The 26956-nt window shown below is 63.7% G+C and carries 17 protein-coding genes, 1 tRNA gene and 3 pseudogenes; 19 read left to right on the top strand and 2 right to left on the bottom strand.

All coding sequences use genetic code 11. From position 1 onward, the window contains the following. The first annotated feature begins 54 nt into the window (after positions 1 to 54). On the top strand, positions 55 to 2289 hold the full coding sequence (gene mutL / locus BLV25_RS07750) for a DNA mismatch repair endonuclease MutL (RefSeq protein ID WP_092731987.1): 2235 nt from the start codon (positions 55 to 57) through the stop codon (positions 2287 to 2289). 342 nt (positions 2290 to 2631) lie between these two features. On the opposite strand, the pseudogene BLV25_RS07745 reads toward mutL, so the two are convergent. Continuing rightward, a pseudogene (locus tag BLV25_RS07745) lies at positions 2632 to 3456 on the bottom strand (IS5 family transposase). A 157-nt stretch (positions 3457 to 3613) separates the two neighbouring features. On the opposite strand from BLV25_RS07745, the gene BLV25_RS07740 reads away from it, so the two are divergent. From BLV25_RS07740 to BLV25_RS07725, 4 genes and pseudogenes are all read left to right on the top strand, one after another. Then, a complete protein-coding gene (locus BLV25_RS07740) occupies positions 3614 to 8578 on the top strand; it encodes a DUF4011 domain-containing protein (RefSeq protein ID WP_176819453.1) in 4965 nt (1654 codons plus the stop codon). Positions 8579 to 8693: 115 nt separating this feature from the next. Beyond that, positions 8694 to 9173 (top strand): annotated as a pseudogene (locus BLV25_RS07735) (DNA mismatch repair endonuclease MutL); the annotation flags it as partial. Between the two features lie 89 nt (positions 9174 to 9262). Continuing rightward, a complete protein-coding gene (locus BLV25_RS07730; protein WP_176819452.1) occupies positions 9263 to 10297 on the top strand; it encodes a sugar kinase in 1035 nt (344 codons plus the stop codon). A 95-nt stretch (positions 10298 to 10392) separates the two neighbouring features. Next, entirely contained in the window at positions 10393 to 11814 is a 1422-nt protein-coding gene (locus BLV25_RS07725) for a dihydrolipoyl dehydrogenase family protein (protein WP_092731978.1), read from the top strand. A 36-nt stretch (positions 11815 to 11850) separates the two neighbouring features. Here BLV25_RS07725 and BLV25_RS07720 read toward each other — a convergent pair whose 3' ends face one another. After that, positions 11851 to 13137, bottom strand: coding sequence for a hemolysin family protein (locus BLV25_RS07720; protein ID WP_092731975.1), 1287 nt, complete (start codon positions 13135 to 13137; stop codon positions 11851 to 11853). Positions 13138 to 13524: 387 nt separating this feature from the next. On the opposite strand from BLV25_RS07720, the gene BLV25_RS07715 reads away from it, so the two are divergent. The 14 genes and pseudogenes from BLV25_RS07715 to BLV25_RS18225 all read left to right on the top strand — a co-directional run. Next, a complete protein-coding gene (locus BLV25_RS07715; protein ID WP_092732463.1) occupies positions 13525 to 14094 on the top strand; it encodes an archaellin/type IV pilin N-terminal domain-containing protein in 570 nt (189 codons plus the stop codon). Beyond that, positions 14094 to 14675, top strand: coding sequence for an archaellin/type IV pilin N-terminal domain-containing protein (locus BLV25_RS07710; RefSeq protein ID WP_092731972.1), 582 nt, complete (start codon positions 14094 to 14096; stop codon positions 14673 to 14675). The genes BLV25_RS07715 and BLV25_RS07710 overlap by 1 nt, the downstream gene beginning before the upstream one ends. Positions 14676 to 14721: 46 nt before the next feature. After that, positions 14722 to 15792: a DUF7500 family protein gene (locus BLV25_RS07705; protein WP_092731969.1), complete on the top strand. Its 1071-nt coding sequence runs from the start codon at positions 14722 to 14724 to the stop codon at positions 15790 to 15792. A 233-nt stretch (positions 15793 to 16025) separates the two neighbouring features. Continuing rightward, positions 16026 to 17792: a FlaD/FlaE family flagellar protein gene (locus BLV25_RS07700; RefSeq protein ID WP_092731967.1), complete on the top strand. Its 1767-nt coding sequence runs from the start codon at positions 16026 to 16028 to the stop codon at positions 17790 to 17792. Beyond that, positions 17782 to 18240 (top strand): hypothetical protein, encoded by a 459-nt coding sequence (locus BLV25_RS07695; protein ID WP_021073025.1) that lies wholly within the window; start codon positions 17782 to 17784, stop codon positions 18238 to 18240. Before BLV25_RS07700 ends, BLV25_RS07695 begins: the two co-directional genes overlap by 11 nt. Beyond that, positions 18241 to 18711: a hypothetical protein gene (locus tag BLV25_RS07690; RefSeq protein WP_021073026.1), complete on the top strand. Its 471-nt coding sequence runs from the start codon at positions 18241 to 18243 to the stop codon at positions 18709 to 18711. Positions 18712 to 18741: 30 nt separating this feature from the next. After that, entirely contained in the window at positions 18742 to 19491 is a 750-nt protein-coding gene (locus BLV25_RS07685) for an ATPase domain-containing protein (RefSeq protein WP_039400214.1), read from the top strand. An 11-nt stretch (positions 19492 to 19502) separates the two neighbouring features. After that, positions 19503 to 21170 carry a type II/IV secretion system ATPase subunit gene (locus tag BLV25_RS07680; protein ID WP_021073028.1) on the top strand — a complete coding sequence of 556 codons (1668 nt, stop codon included), beginning with the start codon at positions 19503 to 19505 and terminating at the stop codon, positions 21168 to 21170. 19 nt (positions 21171 to 21189) lie between these two features. Beyond that, positions 21190 to 22926 carry an archaellar assembly protein FlaJ gene (flaJ, locus tag BLV25_RS07675; protein ID WP_092731964.1) on the top strand — a complete coding sequence of 579 codons (1737 nt, stop codon included), beginning with the start codon at positions 21190 to 21192 and terminating at the stop codon, positions 22924 to 22926. 174 nt (positions 22927 to 23100) lie between these two features. After that, a complete protein-coding gene (locus BLV25_RS07670) occupies positions 23101 to 23643 on the top strand; it encodes a KH domain-containing protein (RefSeq protein ID WP_021073030.1) in 543 nt (180 codons plus the stop codon). A 291-nt stretch (positions 23644 to 23934) separates the two neighbouring features. After that, positions 23935 to 25587 (top strand): thermosome subunit alpha, encoded by a 1653-nt coding sequence (thsA, locus tag BLV25_RS07665; protein WP_039400210.1) that lies wholly within the window; start codon positions 23935 to 23937, stop codon positions 25585 to 25587. A 341-nt stretch (positions 25588 to 25928) separates the two neighbouring features. Beyond that, the gene (locus BLV25_RS07660) at positions 25929 to 26510 is read left to right on the top strand and encodes a 2Fe-2S iron-sulfur cluster-binding protein (protein WP_092731961.1); all 582 of its coding nucleotides are present in this window, start codon (positions 25929 to 25931) and stop codon (positions 26508 to 26510) included. A 90-nt stretch (positions 26511 to 26600) separates the two neighbouring features. Next, a tRNA-Arg gene (locus BLV25_RS07655) sits at positions 26601 to 26673 on the top strand. A 171-nt stretch (positions 26674 to 26844) separates the two neighbouring features. Further along, positions 26845 to 26940, top strand: a pseudogene (locus tag BLV25_RS18225) (DUF7563 family protein); the annotation flags it as partial. Positions 26941 to 26956: the final 16 nt, after the last annotated feature.

Genomic DNA, 26956 nt, shown 5'->3' with positions numbered 1-26956 from the left:
CGACGGCGCGGCGCGACCGCACGTTCAAGTGGGCCGCTCCCCCACGAAGGGAACATGGACGAGGGCGAACGAGAAACGGAGCCCGATGGCGGTCCGGAGACGTCGTCGATCCGGCACCTCGACGAACGAACGGTACAGCGGATCGCCGCCGGCGAGGTCGTCGAACGCCCGGCGTCGGTGGTCAAGGAACTCGTCGAGAACGCCCTGGACGCCGGTGCCGACCGGATCTCGGTGTCGGTCACGGACGGCGGCACCTCCCGGATCCGGGTGCGCGACGACGGCGTCGGCATCCCGCCGGCCCAGCTGCCCGACGCCGTCGCGGAACACGCCACCTCGAAGATCGCCGACATCGAGGACCTCGATTCGGGGGTCGGAACGCTCGGCTTCCGCGGCGAGGCGCTGTACACGATCGGAGCGGTCTCCCGGCTGACCGTCAGGTCGCGTCCCCGGCCGGACGCGCACGACCCGACCGCGGCTCGGGAGGCGGAGCAAACCGGCGTCGACCTCCCCCCGGACGCGGGAGCCGAGCTGACCGTCGAGGGCGGCGAGGTCGGGGACGTCCGGCCGGCCGGCTGCCCGGTGGGGACGACCGTCGAGGTGGCGGATCTGTTCTTCAACACGCCCGCGCGGCGGAAGTTCCTCAAGACGGACGCCACCGAGTTCGACCACGTCAACCGGGTCGTCACGCAGTACGCGCTCGCGAACCCGGACGTCGCGGTGTCGCTCGAGCACGACGGCCGGGAGACGTTCGCAACCCAGGGGAACGGCGACCTCGAGAGCGCGGTGCTCGCGGTCTACGGTCGCGACGTCGCCCGGTCGATGATCACGGTCGACTACGCGATCGAGGACGACGAGACGGGGCCGGAACGCGCGGAGATCCCGGCCGACACGCCGGTCGAACGCGTGTACGGGCTCGTCTCGCATCCCGAAACGACGCGGGCGAACCGGGAGTACCTCTCGACGTTCGTCAACGACCGGTACGTGACCGCGAGCACGCTGCGGAACGCAGTGGTCGACGCCTACGGCGGCCAGCTCGCTCCGGACCGGTACCCCTTCGCCGTCCTGTTCGTGGAGCTCCCGGCCGGGACGGTTGACGTGAACGTCCACCCCCGAAAATTGGAGGTAAAATACAATAAACCGGAGGCAGTCAAGCGTACCGTCCGTACTGTTATTGAAAACGCGCTCCGGGAGGAAGGCATCCTCCGGTCATCGGCTCCCCGCGGACGGAGCGCCCCCGACGAAACGTCGATTGATCCGGTCACACTCGATGACACAGTTGAACTAACGCCCGACGACACGGCTGCGTCAACGACCGATGACAAACCCGATCAGACGTCGGAAGACATCCCCGACTTGTCGACTGCCGATTCAACTACGGAAACGGTGACTGGTCCTGACGCGTGGTCGGTACAGACGTCCAACTCGACCCAGTCAACGTCGCCGAGCTCCGGTTCCACGCCAACGAATACAACGGAGGAATCCACGTCCTCGAATTTGGCATCGCAATCAGAGATACAGTCAGAACCGGAGTCCAACGTCTCGAACGCTGATTTTCAGGGTGCAGAGACGCCGGACTCAGAAGTTACGGAGATACCGTCGCAAGGACACCAGTCTCGGTCGCCGGCCGTTACTGAACCAAACACACAGACGACGCTCGGGGGCGACGATGCGACGCCGGAGACGCAGTATGAGAACTTCCCCGATATCCGCGTTATGGGCCAATTACATAACACGTACATCGTGGCTGAATCCGATGACGGCCTTCTCCTCATCGATCAACACGCCGCTGATGAACGGGTGAATTACGAACGGCTTCAGGAGCGATTTGACGGGGATACAACCGCCCAGGAATTAGCAGAACCAGTTGAAGTCGAACTGACGGCTCGCGAAGCGGCAGCTTTCGATGATTTCAGTGATGCCTTGGCCCGGCTCGGGTTTTATGCTGACCGCGTCGATGACCGGATTGTAGAGGTGTCAACCGTTCCCGCACTATTGGCCGAAGCGGCAGGACCGGAACTGGTCCGTGACGTCTTGGTGGACTTGGTCGCTGACGGAACGGATACCGACCAAACCGTCGAATCGATCGCCGACGGATTGCTAGCCGATATGGCCTGTCACCCGTCCATTACGGGGAACACGTCCCTAACGGAAGGATCGGTTGTCGACCTCCTCTCGGCACTTGACGACTGTGATAACCCGTGGTCGTGTCCTCACGGTCGGCCAGTAGTGATCCACATTGATTCGGATGAAATCGGCGACCGCTTCGAACGGGATTATCCCGGCCACTGAGAACGACTACGGCCGGAGACGTTAGATGAAAAACTTGAACGCTTCGTTCCGATACCGCTCTTCAATGTCTTCGTAGTAGTGTGGATATAGGGCGTGATGGAAGACGCAGTAGAGCATTCTAGTGGGTGTTTAGAAGATGCTCGACCGCGTGGTTGAGCAAGCAGGCGCTCAAAAAGCACTATCGATTTGGTAACGCAGATGAAGTAATTTCAACAAACTAACCATTAAATTTCTGAAATTAACTTCGATTTTTTACACATTCCAACAGGTATGAAGAAGCGAAGATATTTTGCATAAGCACTCGACAAATTAGTGCCGTGTTGAATAGCTGCTGAGTCACGGTTACAGCGGTTCACACAGTGGTTCTATGTTGGTGAGGGCGAACATTAAGACGATCTCACGGAACTGTCGATACCAGCCGAGCGCTCGCACGGCATCGCCGAGCGAGCGCTTGGTTGTCGAATACGATGTTTCGGCCATCCACCGCTGTGAGTAGCCCTTTGCCCGGTTGAGCGCGTTGTTCGCGGCTGCTTTCGCTGACGAGCCGCGGTAATGAACAAGGTACTCAACGTCGTGTGCGGCGATTTCGTACTCGGTGTGCCAGTCTTGGAAGCCGTTGTCGGCGGCGACGGACTGCAGGTCGTCCGCGTTTCGCCGGACGACCTGCGGTCCGGCCTTCGTGTCATGCTTCCATCGGGCTGCGATGTGAACGTCAAGAACAGCTAGTGATTCCACATCAGTCAATGTCGTCACTTTTAGCGTCTGTACCGTCCGTCCTGCCCGCTGACGAAAGTACGAGGACGCACGTCGCCGATCGAAGAACGTGCTGTCGAGCGCAGCGTGGCCAGACTGCGGGTGCTGCTGCGCGGAAACGCGCAGCAGCGCCCGCTACACCCACATTTTCAGCCGATCAAATGACTTGTAGAGCGTGGTGTGATCGGGAAGATCGTCCCGATCTAAGTCGAGAACGTCACGAACCTCAGCCATATACTTCAGCCGATTCGGCGTTTCGCGGTAGCTATGGCTCTCTTCGACCCGAAAACAGTGGAGAACGACGTGAACCCAGCGGGCGAACCCGCCGCTGGCGGGCTCGCCCGCGTGCTTCCCCAACGCTTGTTTAGCTAGGTCACGACACTGCTCAATGAAGTCGAGGATATCGATTTCCATACCAACCTCGATTTCCTCGGCTTCATCCTTCTAAACCGGCGATATCGGCAGATAAGATCGCTATTCAACACAGCACAAATTAGTAACCTCTTAGATCCTAATGAGTGACAGTCCCACATTCAGGTGCGATGATTGCGAGCGAACGCTCCCTCGGTGGATGGAAGCGACCGATGAGACGTGTTCCCAGTGTGTCGACACCGATGATGAAGACGAGTGGAGTGACGAAACTACTGAGACGATAGATTCTGACCCCACCGACAGCGACGGCAATGGAGTCGCAAAACTGCTGGAGACCACCGACTCCGAAGACACTGACGCCGATGAATCATCCGGTAATGAATCTGCCACAGGCTCGGGTCACTATGCACTTGAGCCGATGTGGGAAGGCGATCATAATTTTTCGGCTCTTGAGACTGCAAAGGAGAATGCTACGACAACGGATTCAACATCAAGCGGTACTCGCGACCCGTTAGACGTGAAAATTGACAGTTGGAAGGAACAACTGCTTGATCTAACACGCCGAAGCAACCTAGTCGACTTTTCGGCGACAAAAACGAAGTCGCTTCCATTCTATCGTGCTGACCCGTTAGTCGTTGCAGAAACCGTCTTTGAACGAGAGCCACTCTACATCAAACGATCAGAACACGAAGATGAAGGTGGATCACCAGCGGAGCCGACAACCCTCTCGACTAATGAAGTTGCCTCGATTCGATCCGCTGGAGACACCGAAAATTCGCTCACGAACATCCGGCGGAATGCGAAGCGATTTCAACGAGAGCGCGGTGTCGATTCCTTGTTCATCGCCTTCGGGACGCTCCGTTGGTTCGATGTCGATCACAGTGACTCCGAACTGCGGACTCCGCTCTTTATGGTTCGAGTCAGCTTAGACGAGGAGACGAATCGGGATTCAGAACGACATAACTACGAGATCACAAGCGAAGATGCGGAACTCCAACTCAACCCTGCACTTCGAAAACTGCTAAGTGCTGAACGTGGACTACACCTTCCGCCTGATGAAGCGTTTTCTCTGGACGAGCTGGAAACTGCCTTTGCCTATATCGAGAATCTCACCAGTGGGTTTGATCGATGGCGAATCGTTCCGGAAGTCATTCTAGGTATTTTCGATTTCTCCAAGTTCAGTCTCTATACTGATCTGGAGGAGAACCGGGGTGCAATCAAAGAGAATCCGTTCGTCAAGGCGATCAACGGCGATCCGTCAGCTTTGCCGGAGCCAAGTCCGACGCCAAATGCAGACCAACTGGATGAACAAGTTCCACCACACGATACCTATCAGGTGTTGGATGCTGATTCCAGTCAACAAGAAGCGATCGAAGCCGCGAAGCGAGGCATCAGCTTCGTGTTGCAGGGCCCGCCCGGAACGGGGAAGAGCCAGACCATTTCCAATATCATTGCGGAAAAAATGGCGGCCGGAGAGACGGTGCTGTTCGTCAGCGAAAAACAAGCCGCCCTCGATGTGGTCAAGAGTCGGCTTGATGACCAAGATCTCGGACGGTTCTGTCTCGAGGCACACGGTGAGAAAGCCAGCAAAAAACAGATCCTCGAAGATCTGGGCGAGGAACTTGATTCCGAGCCACTCCAGCATCCTCGGGAACGTGATCGAGTCGTCAACACGCTCGAAGAAACCCGACGAACACTGAATCAATACAAGGAGAAGCTGTTTTACCAGCCACCGAATCAGGAGCTAACGCCATACCAAGCCTTTGGCGTCGTGTCGAAACACGAGGACTATGACCGGATTAACGCCTCATTCGGAGACCCAACGCGGTATAACACGGACGAACTCCAAGATATTGAGGCGGAGTTAGGCACCTTAGCGTCCTATGAATCGGAATTTAACAACGATGGGGAGCACCCATGGCAGCACACAGCCATAGACAGCTGGCAGTTCGATACCGCTGAGACCGTCGAGCGGACGCTATCCAACGCACAGGCTTCGATCGATGACCTACAGGACGTTAGCGACTCTATCGAAGCGAACCTTAAGACGTCAGTTGACACCATTCGGCGACTTCAATCAGCAGCGGCCTTATTAGAACAAATCATCGCGGCTCCAATAGACACCGTTGCTGACTCATATTTCAAGTCAGAGTTCTACAAGAACCGGACGCGGCTCGAAGAGCTAGCAGAGCTAAGTCAGGAGATCTACGTTAAAAAATCGGAAGTTCGAGCGAACTACGACAAGTCGATATTCAGTACCGATGCTGCGGAACTGCATCGCGAACTCAGTGAGTACGGTATTACTCGCTACGTGAGCCCATCGTATCGCAAACTGAAATCACGAATCCTTTCGCATACTGCTGACGACTATGAGCCAGGAATCGAGGAGCTCCGAGAGGATATGCAGTGTGTTATGGAGATCAACGCGCTGTTAGATGACCGCTCCGAATACGACGATCTGATCTCGCATCTCGATTACCTCTATGAAGGTCCTGATTCGGATTGGAGCCTGATTTTGAACGTCCAAGAGTGGATCGCCACGATGGCTAACAGTGAGATACTTGATATCGATAGGGTAGCGGAGTTAGTGGTGGACTCCGATACCCAAGATCTCCAACAGCTACATCAGCAGCTCACCGACGCCCTAGAAACGTGGGAAGCGTCAGCATCCGAGCTTGAGGAGATTCTCGATTTGACAGCGATCCGGATCAATGGTTCACGGATGGATGCAGCCGACTTGGAAGCCATCGCTGACTGGCTAAGCTATCGGGAATCTACTATTGATCAACTACAATCGTGGGTGCAATATCAGACCAAGCGGGATGCGGTGCTGGCAGGTCCGGCTGGTGACTTTCTCGAGATGTATCTCGATGCAGGGTATCCGGCAGTCGACTTGATTCCAACCTTCAAACGGAATTTCTATACGGAGTGGCTAAATGAGGTCTACAGCGAAACCAGACTTAATCAGTTCAGTGCCACCGAGTATAATGAGCTTCTGGAGACGTTCAGGAAACTCGACCAACAGCAACGCGAATATGCAAAAGCCGAGATCCAACATCGAGTCACGAACCGCCGGCCACAATCGAAACTTCACCACGCGGAGAGTTCGGCGCAAGTAACGCTACGGCGTGAGGTTCAGAAAAGCAAACGGCATATGCCGCTGCGGAAGCTCTTTGATGAGACTGCGGATTTGAACACCACTCTCAAGCCGTGTTTTATGATGAGTCCACTGTCAGTGGCTCAATATCTAAAACACGGATCGATCGAATTCGACACGGTTATTTTCGATGAAGCGTCCCAGATTATGCCGCAGGATGCGATCAGCAGCATCATCCGTGGTGAACAAGTCATCATCGCCGGTGACAGCAAACAGCTGCCACCAACCACCTTCTTCCAGGCTGATGTCGAAACGGCCGAGGGTATAAGACGAGATCTCGAGAGCATCCTTGATGAAGCGGCGACGGTACTCCCGGAGAAACGACTCCTCTGGCACTATCGGAGTCGCACCAACGAACTGATCGAATTCTCCAACGCGAAATACTACAACGGCGCGCTGCGGACGTTCCCGGACAACAACGCGGCGGAGGATATGGGCGTTGACTTCGTCTACGTCGAAGACGGCCTCTACGACCGTGGTGGTTCAAGTACGAATGAACCGGAGGCTCGCCGTGTATTGGAACTCGTTAAAGAGCACATCAAGACGAAACCGACGAAAAGTCTTGGTGTTGTGGCATTCAGCTCGAATCAAGCCGAGGCGATTCGTGAAACCATCGAGGAAGCTCGACAGACTGACCCGGAGTTAGATGCCTTCGTTGCTGAGGACGATGCCTTGGAAGGGTTTTTCATCAAACCGTTGGAAAACGTCCAAGGAGACGAGCGGGATTCCCTGATCTTCAGTGTCGGGTACGGGCCTGATGAATCCGGCAAGATCTCAATGAACTTCGGGCCATTAAACCAATCCGGCGGCTCTCGTCGGCTCAACGTCGCTGTAACGCGAGCCAAAGAACACATTCAGGTGGTGACATCCTTACAGCCGGGCGATATTGATCTGGGTCGAACTAGTGCTGGTGGAGTTGAGGACTTCAAACACTATCTCGAATACGCGAAACACGGAAAAGACGCACTCACACGTTCCGATTCGGAAACGGAGTTCCTACAATTCGACTCCGAATTCGAGGAAGCGGTGTATACCGCACTTGACCAATACGGGTTTGATGTATCGACGCAGGTACAGAGTTCTGGGTATAGCATCGATCTGGCGATCACCCATCCTGAGAAGCCGGGGAAGTACGTCCTTGGCATCGAATGCGACGGGGCCGCCTATCATTCGTCCAAAACAGCACGGGATCGCGATCGAACGCGACAAGCTGTGCTCGAGGATCTTGGCTGGACGATCCACCGCATTTGGTCACCAGACTGGGCGTCAAATAAGGAGAAGGAAATCGAAGCGATAGAACGGAAGGTCAACGACTTGGTCGACGGAATACCTAGTGCCGATGGTGGTGTCTCAATGGATGATCCTGAACCCATCGAGGTTGATGTGGTTCCCACGGACCGACGCGGCGGGATTGACCAATATACCACCGCTTGGGTAGAACCCACGGTGAGTTCCTCGAAGGATCGATCGTTGGATGAGGTTCCCAAACGACGGATCAGAAAGGTTCTAACCAACGTTGTCGAGGAATACGGCCCGGAGGAACGCGATCGGATCTTCCGGACCGTGATTTCACGCTGGCAGCTATCACGGTTGGGAAAGAACATCCGGAATACACTCAATGGGCACCTCGGGAATCTCACCCGGCAGAATCAGATCGTAACACACAATGGCTTTTTGTGGCCAGCGGAACGGCCGGATTCCATTGCGGTTCGAACGAACACGGACGCTGCCAGCCGCTCAATAGAGAATATTCCGCCAGTAGAGCTGGCACGGGCGGGCTATTTGATACTTGAAGCGGGATCACATATGACCCAGGAAGATCTGGTGCTTGAGATCGCTCGACTGTATGGGTATGAGCGTACGGGATCTACTATCAAGGCCCACATCAGTGATGCAGTGGACCTTCTAATTGATGCTGGATGTGCGAGCGTTGACCGGGACAATCAGCGGCTTGAGTACAAGGACGTTGACGTTGATGATCGCTTGCTCAGTCGTGTGTATAGCTAGGCAAGAGTTACAAAAAGAAAACCCACAGTTCTTGCAGAACCCAGGACAGTACGAGCGCACTCGGTGCCGGAGTATCACCGCTGATGAATAGCGTTCTGGATTCAGCAGGCCATAAAAGGTGACCGCCCGGGAGGCGGCGCTGTTCGGGGAGTTCCTCGACGACCTGGAGGCAATCGGCTTCCGGGCCAAGCGGGCTGAACGGACCACCGATCCTGAACGGGCCGACGATCCCGAGCGAGCCGACGATCGGGAGATCGTCGTCTCCGCCGTGCCGGCGGTCTTCGACTCGACGCTCGACCCGGAACTGATCCGGGACGTCCTCGGGTCGCTGGTCGACGAGGCGAGCGCGGACGACGCGCCCGTCCGCGGCGTGGTCGACGATCTCCTCGCGGACCTGGCGTGTTATCCCTCCGTGACGGGCAACACGTCGCTGACCGAGGGGTCGATCGTCGACCTATTGGCGGCGCTGGACGACTGCGAGAACCCCTACGCGTGTCCTCACGGCCGCCCGGTGATCATCGCGTTCGACGACGACGAGATCGCCGACCGGTTCGAGCGCGATTACCCCGGCCATACGGGGCGACGGCGGGAGTAACACCCGGTCATACCGGCCCGAGGTGACAGCGTCCCGACGCGTTCGGCCGTACCACCTATATATCCGGCTTCTGAGTGACCCGGTATGGAGTGGGAGCGGTGACGGACCTGGTGACGTTCGGCGAGGCCACCGTGCGCCTCTCGCCGCCGCGCGGCGACAGACTGGAGACCGCCCCGGCCCTCGACGTCCGGGTGAGCGGCCCCGAGAGCAACGCCGCCGTCGGGGCCGCCCGGCTCGGCGTCGACGCGGCCTGGCTCTCGAAGCTACCCGACTCGGCGCTCGGACGCCGGGTGATCGCGGCGCTTCGGAGCCACGGCGTCCGGACCGGGGTCGCCTGGACCGACGCGGCGGCGGGACGCGTCGGGACGATTTACGAGGATCGCGGCGCCGGCGCACACGGGACGGCGGCGATCGACGACCGAGCCGGCTCGGCGTTCACGACGGTGACGCCGGCCGACCTGCCGAACGGCGTCGTCGAGTCGACCGATCGGGTCCACACGACCGGCGTGACGCTCGGCGCCTCGGACCGGGCGCGTTCGACCGCGCTCGACCTGCTCGAGACCGCCGGCGAGGCGGGCGTTCGACGATCGCTCGCGCTCCGGCATCGGGACCGGCTGTGGGACGCCGACCGGACCGACTCGACCGGCCGGGACGGCTCGGCCGGCCGGGACGAGTCCTCCAGCGGGACCGATTCGGCCGCCCGAGTCTACCGTGAGGCGTTGGAGCACGTCGAGACGCTGTTCGTCTCCCGCGGCGAGGCGCGGTCCGTGCTGTCGTGTGAGGGCGACGCGGTCGAGATCGTCCACTCGCTACGGACCGAGTTCGACCTCGAGACCGTGGTACTCACGCGCGACGGGGCGACGACGGGAGCGGTCGCGATCGATGCGGGGGCGGTCCACGAGGGCCCCGCCGCCGACACGCCACACCGCGATCCGACGGGCACCGACGACGCGTTCGTCGCCGGCTTCCTGGCGGAGCGGATCGCGGACGGATCGGTTCCCGACGCGCTCGAGCGGGGGACCGCCACCGCCGTTCTGACCGGGCGGATCGACGGCGGAACGGCGATCATCACTCGCAAGGAAGTCAACGGTCTGATCGCCGATCCGGACGCGCTCGAACGGTAAGCCGGCGTCTCCGGGTCGGATGACCCTCCGGCGTCGGAACGGACGACGCGACCGCGGTGGACAACGCTTACTACCGCGCGAGCGCGACGATCGGTATGCACGTAGTCGTGATCGGCGCATACGGGAGCGCCGGTGCCGCAGTCGCGGAGGGGCTCGCCCCGGCCGTCGGAACGCGAGTCGACCAGCTCACGCTCATCGACGACGGCGAGCCCGGCGGGGGACTCTGCATCCTCGAGGGGTGTATGCCATCGAAGGAGCTCCTCTCGGCGGCCGCCCACCGGTTCCAGGGCCGGGTCGACGACCGGCTGACCGGCGAGCCGCACGAACTCGACCTGGAGCGGATCGTCGCGGAGAAGAACGACCGGACGCGCGGCTGGGCCGGCCACCGGCGCGAGTCGATCCACGAGATCGCCGACGACGAGAACGCGGAGTTCATCCACGCCCCGGCGACGTTCGTCGACGACCACACGATCGAGGTCGACGGCCGGACGATCGAGGCGGACTACGTCGTGATCGCCACGGGATCGGTCCCCAACGTCCCGGACATTCCGGGCCTCGAGGCGGCGGGCTACCACACGAGCAAGGACCTGCTGCACGCGACCGAGCTGCCGGAGTCGGCGGTCCTGCTCGGGTTCGGCTACGTCGGGCTGGAGATGGCGCCGTACCTGGCCGAGGCCGGCGTCGACCTCACGGTGATCGAACACGACGAGCGCCCGATCGACGAGGCCGACCCCGAGTTCGGCGACGCCCTGCTGGAGATCTATCGCGAGGAGTTCGACATCGAGATCAGAACCGAGGTCTACGAGGAGCGCGTCGTGGAGACCGACGACGGAGTCCGACTCGATCTGGTCGACGCCGACGGCAACCGCGGTCCCGACCCGGTCGCGGCCGAGGAGATCTTCTGTTTCACCGGCCGGGTGCCGAACCTCGACCGGCTCGGGCTCGAGCACACGTCGCTGTCGCCCGACGACGACTGGATCGACGCGACGATGCGTCCCCCGAACGCGGACCGGACGTTCGTCGTCGGCGACGCCAACGGCCGGGAGCCGATCCTCCACGTCGCCAAGGAGCAGGGGTATCAAACGGCCGAGAACATTCTCTCGCACGCACGCGGCGAGCCGATCGAGCCGTATGGAAACGTCCATCACCACGTGATCTTCTCGGGCGCCGCGGTCTACCCGTTCGCGCGGGTGGGCCACACCCCCCGGTCGGCCGTCGAGAATGGCCACTCGATCGTCACGGCGACCCGGCAGGCCAGCGACGACGGCGTGTTTAAATCGAAGGACGCCCCGCACGGACTGGCCCGGCTCGTCGTGGACGCCGACGACGGGACGGTGCTCGGCTGGCAGGGACTCCACTACCACGCCGACGTGATGGCGAAGACGCTCCAGCTCGCCGTCGAGATGGAACTCGACGTCCGGGAGATCCCCGATCGCGCGTACCATCCCACCACGCCCGAGATCCTCGACGGACTGATCCGCGAGTGCGCCGCGGACGTGGCGAACGGCGAGGAATAGCGGAGCGCCCGGAAACGGGCCCCGACGCTGAGGACGTCATTCGTTCGGATCGCCGGGGTCGGCGCTTCCCGCGGACGCATCGTCCCGCCGCACGCGAACCCGCTCGATGCGATTCCGGTCGGTCTCCTCGACGACGATCGTGACGTCGGCCTCGGGGACCGCCACGACGTCGCCGACCTCGCCGAGCCGGCCCAGACGGGCGGTGACCAGCCCCGCGATCGTCTCGTAGTCGCCGGCGCGGGGCAGCTCGATCCCGAGGGCGTCGTTCACCTCGCCGACGGTCACCTCGCCGTTCACGAGCAGGCCGTCGTCGGTGTGGCGCAGGCTCCGGGGCTCGCCCACCTCCGCGATCTCGCCGACGATCTCCTCGAGGACGTCCTCGATCGTGACGATCCCCTCCGTTTCGCCGTACTCGTTGACGACGACCGCGAGCGGGGACCGGCGCGCCTGCAGCTCCGCGAGCAGCGCGCCCACGCGCCGGGAGTCGGGCACGAGGACCGGCTCCCGGAGGACGTCCGCGAGCGTCAGCCCCTCCCGAAGCGCGCGCTCCGCGTCGCGGACGTCGACGATCCCGACCACGTCGTCGAGGGAGCCGCGGTAGACCGGGACGCGCGTGACGCGCTCGCGGGCACACAGGCCGACGATCTCGGAGAGCGGCGTGGTCTCGGCCACGGCGATCACGTTCGGACGCGGCACGAGCACCTCCCGGACGCTCGTCACCTCCAGGTCGAAGACGCCCTGCACCATCCGGCGCTCGCGCTCGTCGATCGCGCCGACGTCCTCGCCCGTGGCGATCAGCCGCTCCAGCTCGGCCCGGGTGAGCTCGGTCGCGGCGGCCGGCTGCGAGCCCGTCAGCCGGTCGAGCAGCGAGACGACGCCCTCGAAGACGGTGACGACCGGGGAGATGACGCGCTCGAAGGCGGCGATCGGGCGCGCGACCAGAAGCGCGATCCGCTCGGCGTTGGCCACGCCGTAGGACTTGGGCGCGATCTCGCCGACCACGAGAATGAGCACGGACATCACGGCGGTGGCGACCGTCACGCCGGCGCCGGGGCCGTAGATCGACGCCAGCGTCGCGGTCGCGAGGCTGGCCATCGAGATGTTGACCACGTTGTTGCCCACCAGGATCGTCACGAGCAGGCGATGCGGGTCCTCCCGGAGGCGGGCCAGCGCCGCCCCGTCGGGGTCGGCCCCGGACGCGAGCGCCGCGATCCGGTGGCGCTCCAGCGAGAAGATCGCGATCTCGCTGGCGGAGAAGAACGCGCTACAACACAACAGGACCGCGATCACGCCCGCCGCCATCGCGACCGAATCGAGTATCATACCGTCCCAACGAGAGCCGGGGGATTATAAACCGGGGGACACGTCCGCGGTGGGGCCGTCCACGGGAGGCGCCGCCAGCCTCGTTCAGACGTTTGGGACGGAACGGTGTCCGACGTTCCATTTATATACCGTGATAGGGCGTGACGCAAAAATCACTGACCGAGATCGGCTCGTTTGCTTCGTCCAGCAGACGTTCGTCGCCAAAACCCAAAATCGAGACGCTGAGAGCAGCACCAGACCCCGTGAGTCGGCCGATCGGCGCCGATCGAGACCCGAAACCGCACGACTGCAGTTTATTATCACGTCTGAAAATTGGAGACCAGGGTTTATGAAGGGCGTCTTCATCAGGGCGAGTATGTCCGTGTCGAGACCACGGGCGTAGACACCATGTTCGAACGCATAACGGAAGACGAGGAACGGGGTCAGGTGGGTATCGGGACGCTCATCGTGTTCATCGCGATGGTTCTCGTGGCCGCGATCGCCGCGGGCGTGCTCATCAACACCGCCGGCTTCCTCCAGACGCAGTCCGAGGCAACGGGTGAAGAAAGTACGCAGCAAGTCACCGATCGGCTGGAGGTTATCGGGGTTGTGGGTGAGGAGACGGACGGAGGCGATACCCCTACTGAAGCACTCGATGACTTCAGGTTCACCATTACGAAGGCACCGGGCTCCGGAGATATCGATCTCTCAGAGGTCTACGTTTCAGCCGTCGGCCCGCAGGGATCCGCATCGTTTACCCTTGGGAGTGGACCCGTTCTGACGGATGACAACGATCGCACACAGATCACGTTAGATGAGGACGGTACTGAAGATGGCAATCTGGACAGTGCGATCGGGGATGGCCTGACGGGTGGACAACAGCTGGAGATCACGCTCACCGCACCGTCGGGCGGCTCAACCTCCGTCCAGATTCGTGCACCGGACAACATCGAGGATGGGGATTCGGTGTTCCTCTAATGTTTGAATCGATCACCAGCGATAACGACCGAGGTCAGGTGGGTATTGGGACACTCATCGTGTTCATCGCGATGGTTCTCGTGGCCGCGATCGCCGCGGGCGTGCTCATCAACACCGCCGGCTTCCTCCAGACGCAGTCCGAGGCAACGGGCGAAGAAAGTACCCAACAGGTCACCGATCGATTGCAGATCGTCGATATCGTCGGTACTGCAGGGAACAGTGCGATAACGCAGGTGGATATGACCACGACCAAGAGTCCTGGCTCTGGAGACATCGACCTCACCGAAGTCACGATCGAGCTTGTCGCAACCGATGCCGCGACATTGGAGCACTCGACTCACAATCCCACTGATGAATTCACTACGACCTCCGTAGACGGAAGTGGCAATATCGTCACTGACGACGATGCCGAGGACCTCCACACGATCAGTATAGATCTCGGCTCAATCTCGGCAATCGATGGGGACGGTCTGTCGGAAGGGGACAGCCTCGAGATGCGTATTATCACGGCGTCTGGGGCAAGTACCTCTATCGAGATACGCGCCCCCGATTCACTCTCGGGCGGAGCCGTCTCGCTCTAACCGGCGACCGACATCTTCTTTCGTTTTTAATGGAGACCACTCATCGATGACCAACGACGGCTCGGCGTTCGACCCGGACGATCTCGACTTCACGCGCGACGAGCGCGTCACCGAGATCGACGACGGCCGGTACGTGGTCTCGGCCGGCGACGGCCCGCCGCGAGTGCCGCGGGACGAGGACTCGCTCGCGGACCTGTTGAACGAGGTCACCGACGCCGACGAGTCGGTGGCGGAGGCGGCCGCGGACGCGGCAGCGGATGCGGCGACGGCGGACGCGGCGGCGGAAGCGGCCGCGGACGAATCGTCGCCGACCGCTGCAGAGCCGGACGCTGGCGACACCGGCGGGAGGAACGACCGATCGCGAGGCGCGGTGACGTCGCAGGACGTGAGCCGGTGGCTCGCGGCGTCGTTCGAGGCGGACGGCTTCGCCTATGGCTTCGACGCGACCCTGTCGGTCGACGACGAGGTGGTTCGCCACCGGATGGTCTCGAACGACGTCACCGCAGCCTTCGAGACGCTGCTCACCTGGTTCACCCGGCACGCCGCCAGCGAGGCGCCGCCGGACGAGGCCCTCGGCATCCTTGTCGCGGCCGCCGAGCTGCCGGTACAGTACCCGCCCGGCACGCTCGAGCGGTATCTGGACCGGCACGACCTCGACCCGGAGGACTCGATCGCCGACCTGCTGCGGGTCGCGGAGGCCCACGGCGGCCTCCGGATCGACACCGGGGCCGACGAAAGCGAGGGGGCCGACGTCGAAACCAACAACGACGCCGACACGGACGAGACCCGGTCCCCGAAGCGGACGAACCGCCGCGACGAGCGCGTGCCGGGGTTCGACGATTCGCCCCGCCGCGGTCGTGACGACGCTGCTGGTCGGACCGCCGCGGGCGAACGGTCCGAATCGGACGCCGCCTCCGGATTCGGATCGACGGGTGCCCACGATAGCCCCGATGACGACTCCGAGACCGGTTCAGCGGACGACGCCGTTCCGGCTGACGACGCCGGTTCAGCGAACGACGCCGGTTCAACGGACGACGCCGATCCTGCGGACGACGCGGGAGCGGCGGCCGAGTCCTCCTGGGACTGGGTCGGATCGGACGTCGACGCGCGGAAGTGACCCCGGATCGACGACGATCATCGCCGATCCGAGTCACTCATTCTCACCCCCGATAGTGACGCTCCGTCGTATACCGTCGCTTTTTCGCCCTTCTGAAATCAGATTTGATAATAAGGGAGATACATTAAAGTGGGGTTCGGTCGTGGTACACGCCAATGGCGCTCGAAACATCAGCATGGGCCCTATCGACGGTCGCGGGGGGGGCCACGCTAGGGCTCGTTGGAGCCGGCATTTTGGACCGGCTCCGCGATGACGAGGCCAGTGAATCGGGGGGGACCGATCCGTTGTCCGACGACGCCGGCTACCGCGGCGGGGACGACGGGTTGAGCGGCGACGGTCTCGGCGGCGGAACCGATCTGGAGGCGGAACTCGGCGGCGGCGGCGGGGGGGCCGCCGGCGGGGACGGGTTGGACGGCGACGGTCTCGGCGGCGGGGGACTCGGCGGTGACGGCCTCGGCGGCGATCCCGAGGCGAACTCCGGCGGTGGGGGGGCCGCCGGCGGGGACGACTGGGGGGACGACCTCGACGGCGGTGGCGGCGGAGTCGACACGCTCGAGCTCCAGCGCCGCATCGAGGAGCTCGAGAACGACGTCGACTCGATCGACGCGACCGTCTCGACGGTCCGGTCGGAGAACGAGTCGATCCAGGGGACCGTCGCGGAGATCGAGGAGGACATCCGGAACCTGCTCGGCATCTACGAGATGGTCACGCAGGGGGTCAACCCGTTCGTCGACGAGGTCGACGAGTTCAACGGCGGCGGGGTCGACGCCGGGGGCGACGGCGCCACGCTCGGCCTGTTCGAGCAGAGCGAGGAGGACGGGAGCCAGGCCGCGGAGCCGGAGGACGAGTACGGGTTCGACGAGGAGTCCGACGACCCCGTCGACGACGGGCCGACGGCCGAGGATCTCAACGATCAGGCGATGCGGAACGCCGAGGACGAGCTCGAATCCGACCCGGAGCCCGATCCTGAACCGGAGCCCGAACCGGCCGTCGAGCCGGATCCGACGGAGGGGCGTGCGGAGCCGGACGCGGAGGACGAAACGAAGAGCTTCAGCGATCTCAAGGCGGAGTACGACGACGAGGGAGCGGAGACGACCGCGACCCCGACGAACGCGGGGCCGGTGCAGATGAGCACCGGGTCGGTTCCGGCAGCGAATCCCGAACCCGACCCGGAGCCCGAACCGGAGCCGCAGGCCACCGACCACGGAACGTCGGAGTCCGAGCCGAACGAACCGACGGATGCCGACCGAAGGGACGCCGGTTCCGAGCCCGTCGACCGATACGACCACGACCGGTCGCGGACCGACCGCGACGGGGAGCAACGCCCGGGCGCGTCCGATGACGCGTTCGAGTACGTCGACGACGACGACCTCGAGCCCGGGCGCCGGGACCCGTACCTGCGCTCGTTGCCGGAGGGGTACGTCGGCGACCTGCTGGTGATGGAGTGGCTCGAGTTCCTCGTCGAGACGGCGACGGTGACCGACGCCGCACGCGCGATCCAGTATTACGAACGGATCGACTGGGTGTCCCCGTCCGTCGCCGACCAGCTTCGGGACTTTCTGTCGGGATTCGGACAGGTCGACCGCAACGTCGTGGTCCGACCGGGCACCGAGCATCTCGACCGTGACCACCACACGACGAGCCTGCGATACATCCTGCAGCTGAACGAGGCGACCTCACGCGACGTGCTCGTCGACCGGTGGGACGATCTGACCGACCGCCCGCTCCTTCCGACGGCGGAGCGAACGGGCGAGCACGGGGACGGCCATCAGGACCGGTTCGATGGCCTCGGGGACGTCGCGGAGCTGAGCGACCGATCGGCCGACGGACCGGCCGGAAACGGCCACCGACCATACCCGCCGCAGCCGCAGGAGTCGACCGACGACGATCGACCGTCGCGATCGAGAGGATCACGCGAGCGGGAGACGGGGGACGTTCCCCGCGGCGTCGATCGCGACGTGACGCGACCGACCTCGCGGAGGGGTCCGGATGGGGATTAGCGTCTCCGCCTCGGCGGCGATCATCGTCGCCGGGATGTTCATCGCGTTCGGGGCGGTCTACCCCGTCGCGGAGAACGGGTTCGACCGCGTCACGAGCGCACAGGAGGGGTCCCACGAGCGCGCGCTCGAGCGGGAGAACGCCGACGTCGAGTTCGTGAACGCGACCGACGACGGGACCACGCTGAACGTCACGGTCGAGAACGTCGGCGCGCGGACGATGTCGGTGCCGAAAACGACCCTCGTCGCGGATAACGAGTACGTGGCGGTGACCGGCGACGACACGATCGTCTACGACGCCGACGCGGATCCGTCGACCGGGGACGCGAACACGGAGCTGTGGCTTCCGGGCGAACGACTCCGGATCTCGGTCGCAAGCGGCGGACAGGACGCGGTGCTCGTCGCGACCGAATCGGGACTGCAGGTTCGCGGAACGGTGGTGGCCGTCTAGATGGCGAGCGTCTCCATCTCACACATGATCCTCTTCATCGCGAGCCTCGTGATCGCCGCCGGCGTCGTGGGAACGGTGACCACCGAGGTCGACCGGGTCAACGCGGCGATCGAGGACACGAGCATGGACGTCTCCGAGGAGATCCGAACCGACGTGACCGTGGTCTCCGACGCGGGGAGTTCGAACGTCTACGATTCGGAGAACGGGACCGTCACCCTGCTCGTGAAGAACACGGGGACGCAGCGGCTCTCGCCGGACGGGTCGGAGGCGGTGATCGTCTTCGACGGGGAGTTCGTCGGCTCCGGGAGCATCGACACGACGCTGCACGCCGACTCCGGATCGTCGTGGGGACGGGGGGACGTCCTCGAGTACCGGATCGACGTCGGGTCGATCGGGACGGGCGATCACCGGGTCCATCTGACGGTGAACGGCGACGAGGAAGTCTTCGAGTTCAGATACGACGGTGGATAACGATGGCCGCAGATACGACGGTGGATAACGATGACACGTGACAGCCTACTCTCGTTGGGACTGGAGGACCACGACCGCGTGAACATGGAGCTTGGCGGGGGGATCCCCCGCGGCAGCATCGTCCTGATGGAGGGCGACTACGGCGCCGGGAAGTCGGCGCTCTCCCAGCGGTTCGCGTACGGCCTGCTCGAGGAGGGCGCGACCGTGACGATGCTGTCGACGGAGCTGACGATCCGGGGGTTCCTCGACCAGATGCACTCGCTGTCGTACGACGTCGTTCGGCCGCTGTTGAACGAGGAGCTGCTGTTCCTCCACGCCGACTTCAACTCCGGCGGGGCGTTCTCGGAGGGGTCCGGCGAGCGGATGCAGCTGCTGACGCGGCTGATGAACGCGGAGGTGATGTGGAACACGGACGTGATCTTCATCGACACGTTCGATTCGATCCTCCGGAACGACCCGACCTTCGAGTCGCTGATCCGGAAGAACGAGGAGCGGCAGGCCGCCCTCGAGATCATCTCCTTCTTCCGGGACGTCATCTCCCAGGGGAAGGTGATCGTGTTGACGATCGACCCCTCGGCGATCGACGAGGACGCGATCGGGCCGTTCCGTGCGATCGCCGACGTCTTCCTCCAGCTCGAGATGATCGAGGTCGGCAGCGAGGTCCGCCGACAGATCAGCGTCAAGCGGTTCGCCGGAATGGGTGAGCAGGTGGGCGACACGATCGGTTACTCGGTTCGGTCGGGGACCGGCGTGGTCGTCGAGAGCCGGAGCGTGGCCTAGGTGGACAACGGATGACGGAACAGGGAACCGTCAGACCGTCGAAGGAACTGCGGCAGGTGGCACAGCGTCGGCCACACCTCAAGCGACACCTCCGGCAGTTCCGTCAGATCACGGGGGAGTTCCCGACGCTGATCGAGGAGGCCACCGGCGAGTACGAGACCGACCGGCCGAACGTCCTCTATCCGGTCGGCGGGCCGATCTTCTGTCACATCTACGGCGACCTCGGACAGGACACGAAGTACTACGCGATCGAGCCGGAGCTATCCGGACCGGAGGCGCAGACGCTCCACGACGTCAAGGACCGCCTGCTGACGGTGTCGGGCGGCTACCGGGCGCCCGAGACGACGGCCGAGTACAACGAGCTGATCGACACGCTGTTGGAGGAGGTCACGACCGTCACGACCGACGAGACCGGCCGTCTCGGGCGGATCCGGAAGGCGCTCGACTGGGGGTCGCTCACCGTCACGCCGGAGACCTACGAGAGCATTCGCTACCGGCTCGTGCGCGACATCGTCGGCTACGGCCCCCTCGAGCCCGTGATGCGCGATCCGGCCAACGAGGACATCCACGTCATCGGCCCCCACGAGTGCCACGTCGACCACGAGGTCTTCGGAATGCTGGAGACCACGGTCGATTTCGGCACGCGCTCGAACTTCGACAACTGGCTGCGAAACATGGGCGAACGCATCGGCGATCCCGTCTCCGACGCCGACCCGATCGTCGACTCGACGCTGCCGGACGGGTCGCGCATCAACATCATCTACTCCGACGACGTCTCGATCAAGGGGTCCTCGCTGACGATCCGACAGGGCAGCGAGACGCCGCTGTCGGTCAACCAGATCACGGAGTGGGGGACGCTCTCGCCGGAGCTTGCGGCGTACCTCTGGCTGTGCCTGGAGAACGAACAGACGGTGTTCGTCGTCGGGGAGACCGCCTCGGGGAAGACGACGACGCTCAACGCCGTCCTCTCGTACATCCCGCGGGACTCGAAGATCTACACCGCGGAGGACACGGCGGAGGTCATCCCGCCGCACAACACCTGGCAGCAGCTGTTGACTCGCGAGGGCGGCGGCGAGGGATCGGTCGACGTCGACATGTTCGACCTGGTCGCGGCGGCGCTGCGGTCGCGGCCCGATTACATCATCGTCGGCGAGGTTCGGGGTGCGGAGGGGCGGATGGCGTTCCAGGCCGCCCAGACGGGCCACCCGGTGATGTTGACGTTCCACGCCAGCGACATCGTCTCGATGATCCAGCGGTTCACCTCCGACCCGATCAACGTCCCGGAGACGTTCATGGACAACGCCGACGTCGCGCTGTTCCAGAACCGGGTCAAGCAGGGCGACGAGGTGCTGCGCCGGGTGACGAGCGTCCAGGAGATCGAGGGCTACTCGAAGGAGATGGACGGCGTCATCACCCGGGAGGTGTTCAGCTGGGACCCCGTCGAGGACGAGATCGTCTTCCAGGGGATGAACAACTCCTACGTGCTCGAGGAACAGATCGCGACGCTGCTGGGGTACGCCGACACCCGCGACATCTACGACGACCTCCAGTTCCGCGCCGACCTCACCGAACGAATGATCCGGGAGGGGATCGTCGGATACGACGCGGTGAACGAGACGATCACGGCGTTCCAACGCGACGGGATCGAGGGACTGCCGTTCGATATGAGCCGCCGATAGGAGGATCGAGCACGCACCGATGTCCGTCGACAAGGCCGGAAGCGGGATCTCGAACGCCATCGAGTTCGTCTCGGACCTGCTGGAGTCGTACGACAAGCTCGACATCGGCAAGCGGGAGTACGTCGGCTACGTTCTCCTCCCGGCGACGCTGTTCGTGACGCTGACGGTCATCACTGCGACGACGGTGTCGCTGCCGCTCACGGCGCGGCTGCCGATGGTCGGGATCGGGCTGGTGGTGTTCGCCGCCGCGGCGCTGTATCCGAAGCTCTACATCAACAGCCGGAAGGCGCACATCGAGAACCAGCTGCACCTCGTGATGACGCATATGACGGTCCTGTCGACGACGAACATCGACCGGATGGAGGTGTTTCGGACCCTCTCCCGCGAGGAGGAGTACGGCGTCGCCGCCGAGGAGATCGGCCGCGTCGTCCACCTGGTCGACACGTGGAACCAGAGCCTCGACGACGCGTGTCGCCGGCGAGCCAAGGAGGTTCCCTCGAAGACGATGGCCGACTTCTTCGAGCGGCTCGGCTACACGATCGGGGCCGGCCAGCCGCTGGAGGAGTTCCTGCTGTCCGAACAGGACGTGATGCTCTCGAACTACGAGACGCTCTACGAGTCCGCGCTCGCGAACCTGGAGGTCATGAAGGACCTGTACATGTCGATGATCCTCTCGATGACCTTCGCGCTCGTGTTCGCGGTCGTGTTGCCGATCCTGACCGGCACCGACCCCACGCTGACCGTGATCGCCGTGATCGCGTTGTTCGTGCTCGTGCAATCCGGCTTCTACGTCGTGATCCGGACGATGGCGCCGTACGACCCGGTCTGGTACCATCCGGAGGGCGGCGCCCCCGGCGACCGTCGGCTCTATGCCGCCCTCGGCGTGGGTGCCGTCGGATCGCTGGTCCTCATCGCGATCACTGGCCTCGGAATGACCGGCATCGGCCCCGGGCTGCCGGGGCTGTTGTGGTTCCTCGAGAGCACGCCGCTCCCGCTGTACGTCTGCGTCCCGCTGACGCCGCTGTTCTTCACCGGAGTGATCCTCCGGCACGAGGAGTCGGCGATCGTCGCTCGCGACGAGGAGTTTCCATCGTTCATTCGGGCGCTCGGAGCGACGGAGAGCGCGAAGCAGTCGACCACCTCGAAGGTGCTCGAATCGCTCCGGGAGAAGGACTTCGGCGCGCTCTCGCCGGCGATCGAGCGCCTCTACCGGCGGCTGCAGATGCGGATCGAGCCGGAGGGCGCCTGGCGCCGGTTCGCGATCGACACGCGGTCGTACCTCATCCAGAAGTTCTCGGAGATGTACCTGGTCGGCCGGCGGATGGGCGGCGACCCGAAACAGCTGGGCGAGCTGATCTCGGCGAACATGAACGTCGTGATCCAGCTGCGCGAACAGCGGCGCCAGTCCACGGTGACGCTGATCGGGCTGATATACGGGATCACGGCGGCGTCGACGTTCGCGTTCTTCATCGGCCTCGAGATCGTCGCGATCCTCTCGGATCTGTCGGCCGACCTCTCCCTCGACTCGATGGAGATCGGCCAGATCATCTACGCCGGCGTCTACGACATCCCCCTCATCGAGTTCCTCCTGTTGGTCATCGTGTTGTTCAACGCCGTGCTCTCGGCGATGATGATCCGGACGATCGACGGCGGGAACCCCGCGAACGGCTACATCCACTTCGTGGTGTTGACCTGGCTGGGCTGTCTGACGGCGATCGTCACGCGATCGCTGGTCGGAAACCTCCTGGCGGTGTGACGGTCCCGCCGGAGCGTGACGTGCCCGTCGGAGCGTGCGATTCCCGTCGGAAAAACGTCGCACGGACCGATACGAACCGAGGCAGGTGAACCGACCCAATCCGGACCGCGCCACCGGTCCCCACGGGGATGCCGACGAGAACACTCTTAAAAGCATCCACGAACAATCGAGCGTATGAGACACGTAACGGTTCCGCAAGACCGGATCGGCGTCCTCATCGGCGAAGGCGGCGAGACGCTGCGCGAGGTGGAGGACCGCGCCGACGTGCGTCTCGACGTCGACTCCGAGACGGGCTCGGTCGAGATCGACTCGACCGGCGATCCGGTGGCGGCGATGGTGGCCCCGGACATCGTCAAGGCGATCGGCCGCGGGTTCACCCCGGAGGTCGCGCTCTCGCTGCTGGACCACGACCTGCGACGGTTCGAGCTGATCGACCTGGCCGACCACACGCGAAACGACAACGATATGGAGCGGAAGAAGGGCCGGATCATCGGCGAGAACGGCCGGACGCGCGAGCTGATGGAGGAGCTGACCGGCGCCGAGGTCGTCGTCTACGGCTCCACCGTCGGCATCATCGGCGGCGCCGAGGAGGTCTCGGCGGTGCGGCGGGCGGTCGGAATGTTGCTCGACGGCGCCCCCCACGGCGCGGTCTACTCCTTCCTCGAGCGGAAATCCAACGAGCTCGACGACGACGTCAGCTTCTCGGCGCCGCGGTGACCGCGGCGGACGGGGCCACGGCGGCGAGCCTGCCCCGCCACGCGGGTTGAAACGGGATCGGAACCGCCTCGGGACCGGTTGGAACCGCCTCGCAGCTCGGGAGCACTTATAAATACGACCGCGATCGCGGCCCGAAACGGCTTATAAACCGTGCTATGCGATCGGATACCACACGGATTCTCCCCCACCCCGTTGGGCGCTTCCGTCGACCGGTAGCGTAATCCTTTTATAGAACTACAGACAATCACACGCTGTACTATGAGTCAGCGACAGCGAATGGGCAACCAGCCGATGATCGTACTCTCCGAGGAGTCGCAGCGCACGTCCGGCAAGGACGCGCAGACGATGAACATCACGGCCGGCAAGGCCGTCGCCGAGTCGGTCCGCACGACGCTCGGACCGAAGGGGATGGACAAGATGCTCGTCGACTCGACGGGCGGGGTCGTCGTCACGAACGACGGCGTCACCATCCTCAAGGAGATGGACATCGACCACCCGGCGGCGAACATGATCGTCGAGGTCTCCGAGACGCAGGAGGAGGAAGTCGGGGACGGCACGACCACAGCCGTCGTCGTGGCCGGCGAACTCCTCGACCAGGCCGAGGAGCTCCTCGACCAGGACATCCACGCGACCACGCTCGCGCAGGGGTTCCGTCAGGCCGCCGCGAAGGCCAAGGAGATCCTCGAGGACGAAGCCATCGAGGTCACCGAGGACGACCGCGAGACGCTCACCGAGATCGCCGCGACGGCGATGACCGGCAAGGGCGCGGAGTCCGCCAAGGACGAGCTCGCCGACCTCGTGGTCGACGCGGTGCTCGCCGTGGCCGATGACGACGGCATCGACACGGAGAACGTCTCCGTCGAGAAGGTCGTCGGCGGCTCCATCGACGAGTCCGAGCTCGTCGAGGGCGTCATCGTCGACAAGGAGCGCGTCGACGAGAACATGCCCTACGCGGTCCAGGACGCCAACGTCGCGCTGTTCGACGGCGCCATCGAGGTCCAGGAGACGGAGATCGACACCGAGGTCAACGTCACCGACCCCGATCAGCTCCAGCAGTTCCTCGACCAGGAGGAAAAGCAGCTGCGCGAGATGGTCGACCAGCTCGTCGAGGTCGGCGCCGACGTCGTCTTCGTGGACGGCGGCATCGACGACATGGCCCAGCACTACCTCGCGAAGGAGGGCATTCTCGCCGTCCGCCGCGCCAAGTCCGACGACCTGAAGCGGCTCGCCCGCGCGACCGGCGGCCAGATCGTCGCCACCCTCGAGGACCTCGAGGAGGACGACCTCGGCTTCGCCGGCTCCGTCGCCCAGAAGGACATCGGCGGCGACGAGCGCATCTTCGTCGAGGACGTCGAGCAGGCCCGCTCGGTCACGCTCATCCTCCGCGGCGGCACCGAGCACGTGGTCGACGAGGTCGAGCGCGCGGTCGACGACTCGCTCGGCGTCGTCCGGACGACGCTGCTGGAGGGCGCGGTCCTGCCCGGCGGCGGCGCACCCGAAACCGAACTCGCGCTCCAGCTGCGTGACTTCGCCGACTCCGTCGGCGGCCGCGAGCAGCTGGCCGTCGAGGCGTTCGCCGACGCGCTGGAGGTCATCCCGCGCACCCTCGCCGAGAACGCCGGTCTCGACCCCATCGACTCGCTGGTCGACCTCCGCGCCCGCCACGACGGCGGCGAGCTCGGCGCCGGCCTCGACGCCTACACCGGCGACGTGATCGACATGGAGGAGGAGGGCGTCGTCGAGCCCCTCGGCGTGAAGACGCAGGCCATCGAGTCCGCCACCGAGGCGGCCGTGATGATCCTCCGCATCGACGACGTCATCGCTGCCGGTGACCTCAAGGGCGGCGGCTCCGACGATGACGACGACGCGGGCGCCGGCGGACCCGGCGGCGCCGGCGGCATGGGCGGCATGGGTGGCATGGGCGGCATGGGCGGCGCAATGTAAGCGCCGGTTCAGGACAGCCACCACCACACCCACCGTCACTCGCCGTTTCGCCGTCACCCCGATCGCGTCCGGCCCCGCGCCGCGTCGATCGCGAAACCCCGTTCTCACGTTTTATCGGATCCCCCCAACCAGGGACGGCGCCGTCATCATCGCCGCGGGACCGAAGTAGGCCAGACCGAAGTAGGCCAGACCGAAGTAGGCCAGACCGAAGTAGGCCAGACCGAAGCAGACCGGACCGAAGCAGACCGGACCGAAGCAGGCCAGACCGGACCGGATCGCCCGACTCCCACGTACTCGGACCGATCAAAACCCCCTTATGGGACCTCTCCGTACTCGCGCGTATGGTTGATCCACTGGCAATCGGAGTCGCGGCGGCGATCGTACTCGTCGTCGTGTTCTTCTCCTCCCTCGAAGGGACCGGCTGGAGCCCGGCCGAGGACATCTCCGAGGAGGTGCTCGACCGCCGCGCGGCCACCGTGCCCGAGACCGACTTCCCCGAGCCGATGAACCGCTCGATCGGCGGCGGGGGCGGCGCGGTCGCGGTCGGCGGCGGCGGTGACGGCGAGACCGGCGAGCTCGCGGAGGGCGACGCCGAGGAGGCCGCCGGCCCCGGCGACATCCCCGAGGACGAGGTCGAGTACTACGAGGTCGAGTTCGTCAAGGAGGGCGAGACGGTCGAGCTGGCCAACAACGAGCCGATCCTGGATCAGGGCGAGGACCAGGGCTGGGACATGCCCTACGCCTGCCGGCAGGGCCAGTGCGTCTCCTGTGCGGCCCACATCACCGACGGCCCCTCCGAGGACTTCGTCGTTCACGACAACCAGGAGATGCTCGGCGAGGCCGAGATCGAGGACGGCTACACGCTCACCTGCGTCGCCTACCCGCGCGACTCCTTCAGCATTGAAACCGGCGAGGCGCCGTAGCCACACGGACGCGGCGCTTCGGACGTCGCCGACCGACTCGGGGTCACTTTTCGAACCGTTTAACCGATCGAACTGGATACGAGGTCATAAGGGCGCGTAGCTCAGCGGACAGAGCACTTGGTTCCGGACCAAGATGCCGCGGGTTCAAATCCCGTCGCGCCCGTCGCGGGACCCACCGAACCGCGACCAATGCGATTCATCCGTAGAAGCCGTCTACCTGCTGGAATACGACGATTAACGTTTAAAAATCTCGTCTCTCAAACTGATCCAAGTACGTCCCATATTGCGCCCCCGTCACGTCTTGCGATCGCTGAATCCAAGTCGGTGATCGGCGGTGATCCGGCTCGATACCGAACCGGCGGACCGCCGTCGGTGTCTCAACTGTGGATCACACGTCTCCCGCGAGTTCCGGCGCGTTCACGATGGCACGGAAGACGATCAAAACC

This window comes from Halopenitus persicus (assembly GCF_900107205.1).
Lineage (GTDB): Archaea > Halobacteriota > Halobacteria > Halobacteriales > Haloferacaceae > Halopenitus > Halopenitus persicus.
The sequence above is the reverse complement of the archived record's forward strand: the minus strand, read 5'-3'. Positions and strand labels throughout refer to the sequence as shown.

Bases quoted from the DNA above. Each gene is read 5' to 3' on its own strand.
- mutL (WP_092731987.1), top strand. From the start codon at position 55: ATGGACGAGGGCGAACGAGAAACGGAGCCCGATGGCGGTCCGGAGACG.
- BLV25_RS07740 (WP_176819453.1), top strand. From the start codon at position 3,614: ATGGAAGCGACCGATGAGACGTGTTCCCAGTGTGTCGACACCGATGAT.
- BLV25_RS07725 (WP_092731978.1), top strand. From the start codon at position 10,393: ATGCACGTAGTCGTGATCGGCGCATACGGGAGCGCCGGTGCCGCAGTC.
- BLV25_RS07720 (WP_092731975.1), bottom strand. From the start codon at position 13,137: ATGATACTCGATTCGGTCGCGATGGCGGCGGGCGTGATCGCGGTCCTG.
- BLV25_RS07715 (WP_092732463.1), top strand. From the start codon at position 13,525: ATGTTCGAACGCATAACGGAAGACGAGGAACGGGGTCAGGTGGGTATC.
- BLV25_RS07710 (WP_092731972.1), top strand. From the start codon at position 14,094: ATGTTTGAATCGATCACCAGCGATAACGACCGAGGTCAGGTGGGTATT.
- BLV25_RS07705 (WP_092731969.1), top strand. From the start codon at position 14,722: ATGACCAACGACGGCTCGGCGTTCGACCCGGACGATCTCGACTTCACG.
- BLV25_RS07695 (WP_021073025.1), top strand. From the start codon at position 17,782: ATGGGGATTAGCGTCTCCGCCTCGGCGGCGATCATCGTCGCCGGGATG.
- BLV25_RS07690 (WP_021073026.1), top strand. From the start codon at position 18,241: ATGGCGAGCGTCTCCATCTCACACATGATCCTCTTCATCGCGAGCCTC.
- BLV25_RS07685 (WP_039400214.1), top strand. From the start codon at position 18,742: ATGACACGTGACAGCCTACTCTCGTTGGGACTGGAGGACCACGACCGC.
- BLV25_RS07680 (WP_021073028.1), top strand. From the start codon at position 19,503: ATGACGGAACAGGGAACCGTCAGACCGTCGAAGGAACTGCGGCAGGTG.
- flaJ (WP_092731964.1), top strand. From the start codon at position 21,190: ATGTCCGTCGACAAGGCCGGAAGCGGGATCTCGAACGCCATCGAGTTC.
- BLV25_RS07670 (WP_021073030.1), top strand. From the start codon at position 23,101: ATGAGACACGTAACGGTTCCGCAAGACCGGATCGGCGTCCTCATCGGC.
- thsA (WP_039400210.1), top strand. From the start codon at position 23,935: ATGATCGTACTCTCCGAGGAGTCGCAGCGCACGTCCGGCAAGGACGCG.
- BLV25_RS07660 (WP_092731961.1), top strand. From the start codon at position 25,929: ATGGTTGATCCACTGGCAATCGGAGTCGCGGCGGCGATCGTACTCGTC.